This window comes from Cyanobacteria bacterium FACHB-DQ100 (assembly GCA_014695195.1).
Lineage (GTDB): Bacteria > Cyanobacteriota > Cyanobacteriia > Leptolyngbyales > Leptolyngbyaceae > Leptolyngbya.
The window spans coordinates 83,923-96,012 of record JACJNW010000041.1 but is presented as its reverse complement, the minus strand read 5'-3'; the positions used below and the strand labels follow the sequence as shown (position 1 = coordinate 96,012).

Annotated in this window: 8 protein-coding genes; 4 read left to right on the top strand and 4 right to left on the bottom strand. The window is 49.4% G+C overall.

The window, feature by feature from the left end; translation table 11 throughout:
• Positions 1–7: 7 nt before the first annotated feature.
• A complete protein-coding gene (locus H6F51_24160; protein MBD1825566.1) occupies positions 8–757 on the bottom strand; it encodes a hypothetical protein in 750 nt (249 codons plus the stop codon).
• A gap of 430 nt (positions 758–1,187) precedes the next feature.
• Here H6F51_24160 and H6F51_24155 point away from each other — a divergent pair, with 430 nt between their 5' ends.
• The 3 genes from H6F51_24155 to H6F51_24145 all read left to right on the top strand — a co-directional run bounded on the left by H6F51_24155 (position 1,188) and on the right by H6F51_24145 (position 7,542).
• Positions 1,188–5,372: a response regulator gene (locus H6F51_24155; protein ID MBD1825565.1), complete on the top strand. Its 4,185-nt coding sequence runs from the start codon at positions 1,188–1,190 to the stop codon at positions 5,370–5,372.
• An 11-nt stretch (positions 5,373–5,383) separates the two neighbouring features.
• Positions 5,384–6,497 (top strand): peptide chain release factor 2 gene (gene prfB / locus H6F51_24150; protein ID MBD1825564.1). Its coding sequence is split into 2 segments (ribosomal slippage): positions 5,384–5,455 and positions 5,457–6,497, totalling 1,113 coding nucleotides; the frame shifts between segments, so codons are not numbered across the junction.
• A 196-nt stretch (positions 6,498–6,693) separates the two neighbouring features.
• On the top strand, positions 6,694–7,542 hold the full coding sequence (locus H6F51_24145; protein MBD1825563.1) for a thermonuclease family protein: 849 nt from the start codon (positions 6,694–6,696) through the stop codon (positions 7,540–7,542).
• Between the two features lie 127 nt (positions 7,543–7,669).
• Here the strand turns inward: H6F51_24145 and gyrB are convergent, their stop codons facing one another.
• Entirely contained in the window at positions 7,670–9,592 is a 1,923-nt protein-coding gene (gene gyrB / locus H6F51_24140) for a DNA topoisomerase (ATP-hydrolyzing) subunit B (protein MBD1825562.1), read from the bottom strand.
• A gap of 154 nt (positions 9,593–9,746) precedes the next feature.
• Between gyrB and miaA the strand changes: the two genes are divergently transcribed.
• The gene (gene miaA, locus H6F51_24135; GenBank protein ID MBD1825561.1) at positions 9,747–10,691 is read left to right on the top strand and encodes a tRNA (adenosine(37)-N6)-dimethylallyltransferase MiaA; all 945 of its coding nucleotides are present in this window, start codon (positions 9,747–9,749) and stop codon (positions 10,689–10,691) included.
• A gap of 92 nt (positions 10,692–10,783) precedes the next feature.
• On the opposite strand, the gene H6F51_24130 is transcribed toward miaA, so the two are convergent.
• Together H6F51_24130 and H6F51_24125 are read right to left on the bottom strand one after the other, a co-directional pair.
• A complete protein-coding gene (locus tag H6F51_24130) occupies positions 10,784–11,167 on the bottom strand; it encodes a hypothetical protein (protein ID MBD1825560.1) in 384 nt (127 codons plus the stop codon).
• 710 nt (positions 11,168–11,877) lie between these two features.
• Positions 11,878–12,081 carry a hypothetical protein gene (locus H6F51_24125; protein ID MBD1825559.1) on the bottom strand — a complete coding sequence of 68 codons (204 nt, stop codon included), beginning with the start codon at positions 12,079–12,081 and terminating at the stop codon, positions 11,878–11,880.
• Between the last annotated feature and the right edge of the window lie 9 nt (positions 12,082–12,090).

Genomic DNA, 12,090 nt, shown 5'->3' with positions numbered 1-12,090 from the left:
TATCCTTCTACCGTAATAAATTCCAGGCTTGAATGATGGTTTTGAGCGATCGCGGTAGTTTGTCTTGCGCGACATCGGCGTATTCGACGGTTCCCATCGGGCTACTCAGTCGCACCACAAAAAAGTCAGCCGCTCCGGCGGTGGCAGGATAAGTTTTGTGATTAAAGCTTTGAAACTGTTCGCGCTCTAGGAGTTGACGAAACTGCTGAACTTTCTCAGGCGAAACGCGCCAAGTACGAACAGGGGCATTTTTACCCCCTACGAAGGTGATCTTCTGCTGCATCCTACCATCTGTGAACAGCACGGTTTCATAATTCTGTCCGGCAAATCCCCCGGAAGACTGCGATCGAAAAATGACGTTGCGCGGCAGGGGACGATCGCCCGACTCTAGCCGTAGCGATTGTCCTTGAGCATCCGTGTGGTACACCCATTGTTGCTGTCTATGCGCGACCACAATCCGCCACCCTTCGACTAATTGCTGAGTACAAAACTCATCGGGGGCAGACAGTTCGAGACAGCCATCTTTCCAGGTTTGGCGCTGGGCTTCGGTAACGCGCAGATCTTTAGCTGGAATGCCGATGCGTCGAGCGAGGTCGCGCCGGACTCGCCAATTCAGCGACTTGGGGTAGGCATAATCAAGCAGTTCAGTGGTGGCGCGTATGGGGGCGGCAGAGGCTTGTAGCAGGGGGATACCAGTCATCAACGACAGGGCGCTAATTAGGGCGATCGAGGAGATCAGCTTTAGGGGAGAGCGCATAAGAGAATAGAGTTTTTTATTCATGACGGAAGCGCATACTCGAAGGGTTCCAAGCTATCCCTGATCCTATCTCTATGGTTTCTAGAGTGGGATCGTGACAGGGCTAGAATTTAGCTCCACCGAAACCTGATTAAACCGGCAATCAGGCGATCGCGCTATCAGAGGTAATACACGGGATCGGGGGATGACTTCGGAGCGACGATCGCAAAAATTTGCAGTGTGAGGGATTAAGCCAAAAACTCTGTAATCGGGAGAGCAGGCAAGAAGTATTTTCTACGAATTTTATTTTCAATTCAGAATCGCTCTTATGACGGATTTGGGGGATCTACCGTTGTTTGGATAATAATCAGAGTCCGGTACATTCGCGCCGCCGATCATTCGTCTGAGGATCGTCAGCATGAGATCTAGGCGGACAGAGGTTAAAGCGACGATGATCCCCGAATCTTGCTCTGAGTTGTCTGCTCGAATTTTTCCGGGAAAAACCCAGATGGCGCAGTTGATGCGATCGCACAACTGGGCAGAAACCCCATTAGGTGAGATCGAGCAGTGGTCGTCAAATCTACGGACAGCGGTGAGTATTTGTTTAAACTCCCGCTTCCCGATGGTGATTTGGTGGGGCACAGAATTAATTTTGCTCTACAACGATGCTTGGCGAGCAGTGCTGGGAAATCGACACCCGAAAGCGTTGGGGAGTCCAGGAGAAGACATTTTTTCTGAGAATTGGCATATTGTTGGGCCGCAGTTATACAGCGTATTAGAGACGGGAATTGCAACCTGGGCAGATGATTTGCTCATCCCAATTTTGCGCTCCGACTATCTAGAAGAAGCTTACTATACCTACTCTTACAGCCCGATTTTGTCTGAAGCAGGCGCGGTCGAAGGCGTGTTTACGGCGGTTGCAGAGACGACTGAGCGCGTAATCGGGGAACGCCGACTGGCAACACTGCGAGATTTAGCAGCACAAGCAGGAAAAGCAAGAACGATCGCTCAAGCTTGCCAAGCGACAATCGACACTTTGGGAAATAATCTAGCGGACATTCCCTTTGCTGCGATTTACACGATCGAGGCTGGGGGTGCCGTGCTACAAGCGCAGACAGAAACAGCCCCTCCGCTGCCGATCGATGCTCAGTCTGATTCGTTCTGGCAGCTAGACACGGTAATCAATCAGCGTCAGCCGCAATGGATTGAGAATTTAGCGGAACAATTTGAAGCGATTCCGGTGGGAGTGTTAGCCACTCCGCTTCAGCAGGCGATCGTTTTACCGCTGTGGGCATCGGGGCAAAAAGTTCTCAGTGGGCTGTTGGTGGTTGGAATTAATCCGGGGCGGCGATGCGATAACGATTACCGTAATTTCTTCCGCATGGCAGCGGGGCATATCGAAACCGCGATCGCCAATGCCGATTCGTATGAATTGGAGCGAAAACGAGCCGAAGCGTTAGCCGAACTCGATCGCGCCAAAACCGAGTTTTTCAGCAATGTGTCTCATGAGTTTCGCACCCCCTTGACCTTGATGTTGAACCCGCTTGAGGAAGTGTTGACCACCAGTTCAGGGGAACATCGATCGCAATTAGAAACGGTGCATCGAAATGGCTTAAGACTATTGAAACTGGTGAATACACTGCTTGACTTCTCACGCATTGAGGCAGGACGAGTGCAAGCGGTGTATCGACCGATCGAACTCTCCACATTTACCGCAGAATTAGCGAGTGTGTTTCGCACCACGATCGAGCGCGGCGGACTGCGGTTTACCATCAATTGCGAAGGTGAGGATCGGGTGTATGTCGATCGGGAAATGTGGGAAAAGATTGTCCTCAATCTGATCTCAAACGCATTCAAGTTTACGTTTGAGGGTGAGATTGAAGTGTCGCTGCGTCGCGTGGGTGAATCTATTGTATTCAGCGTTCGCGATACGGGTGTAGGAATTTCCCCAGAAGCATTGCCACAATTGTTTGAGCGATTTCATCGGGTGAGTGGAACGCGATCGCGCAGTTATGAAGGTTCAGGAATTGGACTGGCGCTAGTGAAAGAGTTAGTCGATCAGCATGGAGGGACGATCTCGGTAGCGAGTCAAGTGGGTATCGGGACAACCTTTACGGTGGAGATCCCATTGGGTTATGCTCATTTACCCAAAGAACAAGTTGAAGATCAACCTCCCCAATCCACCCCTGTTCGAGTTGATGCGTTTGTGCAGGAAGCATTGCGCTGGACTATCGAAACCGAGATTGAAGATGATGGCTTTGCGATTTCTGAATCTGAGGCTTCGAGTTGTTCTGTTCGCGTTCTCGTTGTCGATGACAATGCGGATCTCAGAGACTATCTAAAAGGCTTACTGACTCAGTTTTATTCGGTTGAAACCGCGATCGATGGCAGAGACGCGCTCAATCGGATTCGCCGCTCTGCACCTGATCTGATTCTGAGTGACGTGATGATGCCGAACTTAGACGGCTTCGGACTGCTACGAGAATTGCGATCGCACCCCGAAACGCAGGATATTCCAATCATTCTGCTGTCGGCACGGGCAGGTGAAGAAGCTCGCGTCGAAGGCTTGGGAGCCGGAGCCGATGATTATTTAGTTAAACCCTTTTCGGCGCGGGAACTGATGGCGCGAGTGGAATCCGCGCTGCGACTGTCGCGCTTACGGCAAGAAACGACCGATCGCGAACGATTGCTGCGATCGCAAGCCGAAGTTGCACAGGCTCAAGTTGAAACCATTCTGCAAAGCATTCGAGATGGGTTTATTGTTCTCGATCAAGACTGGCGCTATGTGTACAACAACCAAGCCTCACTGGATCTCACTGGCTTGACCCAAGATGCCTTTCTCGGTCGCTGTATTTGGGAGATGTTCCCGGATCTGGTGGGGAGTGAACTGTATCATTGCTACCGCCAAGCGATGCGAGATCAGGAGGTCGCAGAATTTGAGTTTTTCTACCCGGCTTGGAATCGCTGGTTCCAACATCGGGTTTATCCAACCCCCGCAGGCATTTCGGCGTTCATCTCAGACATTACTGAGCAAAAGCAAACGGAGATTGCCCTGAGACAAAGCGAAGAACGCTTGAAAGGTGCACTTTCAGCGGGTCGCATGGTGGCGTGGTCTTGGGATGCTCAAACCGATGAAGTGGTGCAATCGAACAATGCCACTGAGATTTTAGGCATTGCGCCTGAGAATTTGATTTCTACAAGCCAAATGGTGCGATCACTGATTCATCCCGGAGATCTGCCCAAGCATCTTGCAGCTCTCAAAGCGGCTGTCACTCAGGATGGCGGAAACTATGTGTCACGCTTTCGGTTAATTCGTCCGGATAATCAAGGGATGCTTTGGGTCGAAGACCGAGGCACGGTTCAGGGTGATGCGTCCGGGAGATTGACCCGAGTGAGCGGCATGGTGATGGATATTTCCAAGCGCGTCCGGCTCGAACAAGAGCGCGATCGAATTTTGCTGAAAGAACAGCTTGCCCGCCAAGAAGCAGACCGCGCGAATCGCCTCAAAGATGAATTTCTGGCGGTGTTATCTCACGAACTGCGAACGCCCCTGAATCCGATTTTGGGCTGGGTAAGTTTGCTGCGATCGGGTAAATGTAACGCAACGCAAACGCAAAAGGCGCTCGAAACGATCGAACGTAACGCCAAACTGCAAACCCAATTAATCGGCGATCTGCTCGATGTGTCGCGCATTTTGCAAGGAAAACTGCATCTAGCGCAAGAACCCGTCGATCTAAGCGAGATAATTTCTGCTGCGATCGAAACGGTTCAACTGGCAGCCGATGCAAAATCTTTGAAGATTGAAACTCGGATTGATGCGGCAAAACCTGTGATCGGCGATGCTAGACGACTTCAGCAAATTGTCTGGAATCTGCTTTCAAATGCCGTAAAGTTCACTCCGGCAGAAGGTTTGATCGTTGTCTCGCTCACCGAGTCAGAAGGCTTTGCTCAGATTCAAGTGCGCGACACTGGAAAAGGCATTCAGTCGAGGTTTCTGCCGTATGTGTTTGACTATTTCCGTCAGGAAGATGGCTCCTCGACTCGATCGTTTGGGGGCTTGGGATTAGGCTTAGCGATCGTGCGGTATTTGACTGAATTACATGGTGGAAGTGTGAGTGCTTACAGTGCAGGGGAAGGACAAGGCGCAACCTTTACGGCGAAATTGCCTGTCGTCAATCGCGTGGTCAATTCCGCAGAGCCATCCCTAGATCCGATCGGGCAATCGCTGCAAGGTTATCGCATTCTGGTTGTGGATGACGATCGCGATTCCAACGCCTTAGCCGCCTTCGTGCTAGAAACAGCAGGAGCCTCAGTTTTCGTTGCCACTTCTGCGACCGAAGCGCTGCAGAAATTGAGCAGCCTGAAAATTGATCTCCTGGTGAGCGATATTGGAATGCCAGAGCTAGACGGATATGAATTGCTCAGACGAGTTCGATCGCACTCAATGGCGCTGCCTGCGATCGCGCTGACGGCTTATGCGGGTGAAACTGCTCAGAAACACGCGATCAATGCAGGCTTTCAGGCACATTTAGCGAAACCGATCGAGCCAGAGCAATTGTTAGCGATCGCCTCGACTTTGCTGAGAAAGACGGTTGAATCTGCGCCCCAATCGCTACAATCGAGAATGCTGTCTTAGTGTCAAACGGTATGGATACTGCCTCGCTCAAACGGGATGTCGAATTGCTCACGTCGCGCCTGGGTAAAACCCAGGACTATCTTTGACGTTCCTGCCCTGACCGCCAAAATTCAAGACCTAGAACAAGTCGCGTCTCAACCTGATTTTTGGGACGATCAAACCAATGCCCAAAGCACGCTACAAGAATTAAACGAATACAAATCGCACCTCGAACAGTTCGATCGCTGGAAATCAGATCTTGAAGATGCGGAAGCGACGATCGAACTTCTCGAACTTGAATCTGATCAATCTCTGCTCGAAGAAGCCGAAGCCAAGACCGATCAGCTAAAGCGCGATCTAGATCAGTGGGAACTCCAGCAGATGCTGTCTGGAACTTACGACACCAAGGGCGCAGTTCTAACGATCAATGCAGGTGCAGGTGGAACGGATGCTCAGGATTGGGCAGAAATGCTGCTGCGAATGTATACCCGCTGGGGCGAAGCGCATGGCTACAAAGTTCACCTGATGGAAATGTCCGAAGGCGACGAAGCTGGAATCAAATCTGCGACGCTTGAAATTGATGGGCGATATGCTTACGGCTATCTCAAGATGGAGAAAGGCACTCACCGCTTAGTGAGAATTTCCCCGTTTAACGCGAACGATAAACGGCAAACCAGCTTTGCTGGAGTGGAAGTGATGCCGATGATTGATTTGTCGGTGCAACTGGACATTCCGGAGAAAGACTTGGAAATCACCACTTCACGCGCTGGCGGTAAAGGGGGGCAAAACGTCAACAAAGTGGAAACGGCGGTGCGAATTGTGCATAAACCGACGGGTTTAGCGGTGCGCTGTACTGAGGAGCGATCGCAGCTTCAAAACAAAGAAAAAGCCCTGGCTATTCTTAAAGCCAAGTTGTTAATTATTGCCGAGGAACAACGCGCCAAAGAAATTGCTGAAATCAGGGGCGATATGGTCGAGGCAGCTTGGGGAATGCAGATTCGCAACTATGTGTTCCATCCGTATCAGATGGTGAAAGATCTGCGAACCAATGTAGAAACAACTGCGGTACAAGATGTGATGAATGGAGAGATTGATCCATTCATTGAGGCTTGTTTGCGGCAGGAGAATCAATTAGTCGAGGCGTAGTTGCTCTGCTAGATGCGATTTACTGTTAGGCAGACGACGATCGCATCTAGCAGACAGCCTGTATCTTGTTAGGATCGATGCCTTGAGAAGTGACTGCTTTGATGTGCAATTCATTCAAGCTTTTTACACGAAATCAGATGCGCTCTGATTGTATTCCTTCTTGAACGATCGAACCTTCAACAATGAGGTCAAGATTATGCCATTTGTATTAATTAGAGGAACGTTTGATCCGACCAGTGGCGAGCCTGATGGCGACTCGGTTCGGTTTCAGGCAGAGGACGATACATTATTTGACAAGCTAGAGGGGAGAGTCGAATTCAAGGGTGGCGGGCAAGTTCAGCTTCGATACGAGGCAATTGATGCCCTCGAAAAAGCGGCGATTCGACCCTTCTCTTCAGACGCAACGAAACAGAATATCAAGTTACTCGGCGGCGATAAATCTGGATTGCCCGGATATATTCTATCTAGAAATGCGGATGGCAATGGACGACCTGTTTGTTTTGTCTTTACGGGCGATCCGCCAGATTGGGACAACGACGGCAGAGGGAATGAACTTGACGCGGACTTGCTGCGTCAAAGCGTCAATTATCGATTGCTCCAAGAGGGTCATGTCTACCCGATGTTTTATGACACGCTTTATAAGGAGTTGCGCGATGAGATGGTAGCTGCAACTCAGAAGGCACGAGCCGCAAAGCGAGGACTCTGGTCTGCCGATCGCTCAACCGAGGGATTTCAAGTTGATGTTCCGCCTAACCTTGCAGAATTGCCTCCGATCTTTCCTAAACTGTGGCGGCGGTTGCAGTCGTTTTATCGACGTCCATCTAATCGCGAAAAAGAACTTGATGTGTTTATGCGAGAGTTATCGAGAGGAAAAGATCGGCTTTTTACCATTCCTGATCAGCGATCGGTCAAGTTTTCGACTGTATTAAAAGTAAGCGGCAACAAGATCACAATGCGCTACAAACCCGAAGAGATGGTGTTTGAGTCAGATGTTCGCTTAGAACGCTTGGCTACGAGCGTTGCGATGTCTTCTCCCTTTGCATGACTTCCGTCGGATTAATTCTAGGTACTAGCTTGAAAGCTTCTGGATAACGCGCACTACCTTAAAACAGCAGACAGCAACCGATGCCAGTAAGGATAGTTGCTGTCTGCTGTTTTTTTAGATATCGAGTTTAGATATCGAGGTCGGTTAGATTCATCTTCGATCCGTAGGTTTCGATGAACTCACGGCGAGGAGCCACACGATCGCCCATCAGCACCGTAAAGATGCGATCGGCTTCGGCAGCATCTTCGATTTCGACTCGCTTCAGTGTGCGACTTTCGGGATTCATCGTGGTATCCCAAAGCTGTTGCGGCATCATTTCACCCAACCCTTTGAAGCGCTGAATGTGATAGCTGGCATTGTCTGGGAAGCTCGACAAGCGTTCTTGTAGATCGCGCTCACTATAGCAGTAGTAATGATTGCGTCCGCGCTCGACTTTGTACAACGGAGGACAAGCAATGTAAACATAACCTTGATCCACCATCATGCGCTGATAACGATAGAAGAAGGTCAGCAACAAAGTTCTAATGTGCGCTCCGTCTACGTCCGCGTCGGTCATGATGATGATGCGGTGATAACGCAACTGAGAGACATCAAATTCCTCGCCTTTGATTCCCAAACCTAACGCCGTGATCAGGGCTTGAATCTCAGTATTCTTGTAGATCTTGGCATCGTCGGTTTTCTCGATGTTGAGAATCTTACCGCGTAAAGGCAAGATTGCTTGGAACCGTCGATCTCGTCCTTGCTTGGCGCTTCCACCCGCAGAATCCCCTTCTACGATGTAGATTTCTGACTCACTCGGATCGCGTGTGGCACAATCTGCTAGCTTTCCGGGCAGCGTGGAAGACTCTAGTACCGACTTACGGCGTACCATTTCTCGTGCATGACGCGCCGCTTCTGCCGCTTTGAACGCCTGCACCGCTTTTTCGATGATGGCATCGCACACACCCGGACGAAATTCGAGATACTCGGTTAGCACCTCACCGACCAGAGAATCGACAATTCCGCGAACTTCAGTATTGCCTAACTTTGTCTTAGTTTGTCCCTCGAATTCTGGGTCGGGAACTTTTACCGAAATCACAGCCGTTAAGCCTTCTCGGATGTTCTCGCCTGCAAGGTTGGATTCGTTTTCTTTGATTTTGTTGCGTTTGCGGGCGATCGAATTTAGCGTTCGCGTTAGAACTGCTTTTAATCCCTCTAGGTGCGTTCCACCGTCCACGGTGCGGATATTGTTTGCAAATCCGATAATGTTATCGGTATAAGCATCTACACACCATTGCAGTGCTACTTCAACTTGAATGTTGCTGCGTTCACCTTGAACGAAGATCACTTCTTCATGAAGCGGTTGCTTCTCGCGGTTCATGTAGCTCACGTATTCCCGAATCCCACCTTCGTAGAAGTAAGTTTCTTCACGTTCGGAATCGGGACGACGATCGCTAAATGTAATCTTGACTCCGCCATTCAAGTACGCCAATTCTCGCAAGCGTCCAGAAAGCGTGGTGTAATCAAACTTCGTTGTCTCAGTAAAGATTGTGGCATCCGGCAAAAATGTCACGGATGTTCCTGTTCGGGATTGGGGATATGGTTCCACCTTCATCTCACCGACTGCGGCACCCCGCTCGAATCGCTGGAGGTGAACTTTCTTGTCGCGCCAGACGGTGACTTCGACCCATTCTGAAAGCGCGTTCACGACAGAAACGCCGACCCCATGTAGACCGCCAGAAACCTTGTAGCCGCCGCCGCCAAACTTACCGCCAGCGTGTAAAATTGTCAGCACAGTTTCCAGACCGGACTTGCCAGTTTTGGCAACGATTCCAGTTGGGATGCCGCGTCCGTCGTCAGTGACGCTGACGGAGCCATCGGCATTGATGGAGATGTCGATCGTTTTGCAATAGCCCGCGAGTGCTTCATCGACCGAGTTGTCAACAACCTCGTAAACAAGGTGATGCAATCCACGAGGGCCAGTGCTGCCGATATACATACCGGGACGTTTCCGCACGGCTTCAAGACCTTCGAGGACTTGGATCTGTTGGGCATCGTAGTTTGTCGTCATAGGAAGCGTTCTTTAGGGCGAGGTGTAGCAGAAGTGCGGGATAAAATCAAGCTGAAGAGCAAACTGAACTTGAGAAGGCAAATTCTTCCAAAATTATAGCACAAAAGCCTTATAAGCGGTTTGAGCGCGATTTCAGGCGAATTTTGAAAGTGGGATGGATCGGTCTATTTTGACTCAAAATTTTCAGAATGAATCAAGAATATTTAACAATACGCCTGTACTTATTATAATTGCTGGAGCCACGGCAACGGGGAAATCAGGAGTCGCGATCGAACTTGCCGAACGCTTAGAGTCGATCGTTCTCAGCGCAGATTCGCGGCAAGTGTACCGAGAGTTTACCATTGGAACGGCAAAACCGACGCTGCAAGAGCAAAATCGAGTGCCACATTATTTGATTGATATTTGCGATCCGATTGAGACGCTCACTGTGGCGGATTATCAAATGCAGGCGCGAGAGATTTTGAATCGAGGTGGTCTGCAATTTCTCGTTGGTGGAACGGGTCTATATATTAAAGCGATCGCACGCGGCATGAAAATTCCCAGAGTTGCGCCGCAACCAGAATTACGATCGCAGCTTGAGCAGTTAGGGCAAAAAACGCTGTATGCGATGTTGCAGCAAGTCGATGCGATCGCGGCAAGTCGAATTCATGCCAATGATCAGGTGCGGACGTTGAGAGCGTTGGAAGTCTTTTATGTGACGGGTCGCCCGATTTCTGAGCAGCAGGGGGAAGAGCCGCCGAAGTTTCCGATTTTGCAGATTGGATTGGAGAGCGATCGATTGGAGCAACGGATCGCGAAACGCACCGGACAGATGATTGAAATGGGATTTGTCACCGAAGTCGAAACGTTGTGTAAAAAATATGGTGAAGCGTTGCCGCTGTTAAATACTTTGGGTTATGCAGAGATGCGGCAGTATTTACGCGGTGAGATTTCGCTCGGCGAGGCGGAGCAGTTAACAGTGTTGCATACGCGGCAGTTTGCAAAGCGGCAGCGAACTTGGTTTCGGGCAGTGCCGGAGATTGAATGGTTTGACTCGGATGCGGGGGATTTGGTCGATCGTATCTGGACGCGAATTCAAGCGTTTTGTGCAGCGCTGTGAGATTGGAAAGACAAAGAACTCTACTGGTTGAAGCGTGAGAGAGTGCAATTGTGCAAGATGAAACGATCGGGGGGCGCGATCGCGCTTTTCAATTAGGATCTTTTGAGCGTAGCGGTAGCCGCAGTTTGACGCTGTGGGCGCTTGCGGTCTGATTTTCTGGTGTAGCCGATGGCTTCGATTTCATTTGCATCTGCGCCATATTGAGCTAGGACTGATTTCTTCATGCTGAGGACTGCATTGTGAAATTCCCATTCAAGCTTCTGGGCAGCATCACTGGCGCTCCGGTATAAGGCTTTTGCCTGAATTTCGGCTTCTTGTGCTAGTCGCATCTTTTCTTCGAGATCACATAGCGTTGAAATTTTCGCTTCGGGGCGAAGTGCAATGTAATCTTTAAAGCCTTTGGCTCCTTGAAGGGCTTTTACGTCGTCTTGAATCACAGCATCTCGTAGACGCTTACTCGTATCGACACCTGCCATTCATTTTCTCCTTTTTTAGTGTGGTTGGAATAGCAGCTTTAATATTCCCGATAAAGCGAAAATTGGTACAGGAACTCGAATTCCCATCTTTGTTTTAGAGAAACAAATCTGATTTTAGAGAAATCAGTTTGGGAGTCAAGCAATCAATCTAGGAATCAAGAAATCAATCTAGGAATCAAGAAATCAATCTTTGTTTTAGAGAAATAAACCTGGTTTTAGAGAAATCAATTTTGGAGTTGAAAAATCAATTTTGGAATTGAGAAATTAAGTTGGGAGAGCAGGAACACGATCGCGATTAGAAGTGCGAGTTAAGTAGAAGGATTTGCGGTAAAACAGTCAAGCATCACCCTCGAACTTGCCGAAAAAGAAAAGCGTGGCGAAAAAATCGCTGGCGCTTGGGCAATCGATCGCAGTCCTGCCAAAACCTGAAATGCGATCGCGCTAGGTTAAGGAAAATATCGGTAAATGTTGCTGCGATGCAATACACGCGCAAACGTCACTGTTTCCCCATCAAAAAATAAGCCGATGCGATAATCTCCGACACGAATCCGAAACGATCGTCAGATCCTTTGAGTCTGCTCAGATTACTATTTCATCAAAACTTTCAAGATTCGGAATCTGCTCCAACACCAGAGAATCGATCGCCTCAAACACAGGACTACTTCTAAGCGCCTTCAAATCCTTCAGAAACTTAGGCAAGTATTCAACCTTCACTCTGCTGCCATTTCCCTGCGTGCTTCCTCTAAACTTAAGGGAATTTCCTGCTGTGCTTCTATCATGGCGCGATACAATCCTTCGTCTTCTAGCACTTCAAGCAACTTTTGATAATCTGCAATATCGATCACTACCTTACGAATTTGCCCTTCTGCATCCGTGATAAATTCCTGAGCAAAGGGATAGTCTTTCGCTTGAATGCTCATTGA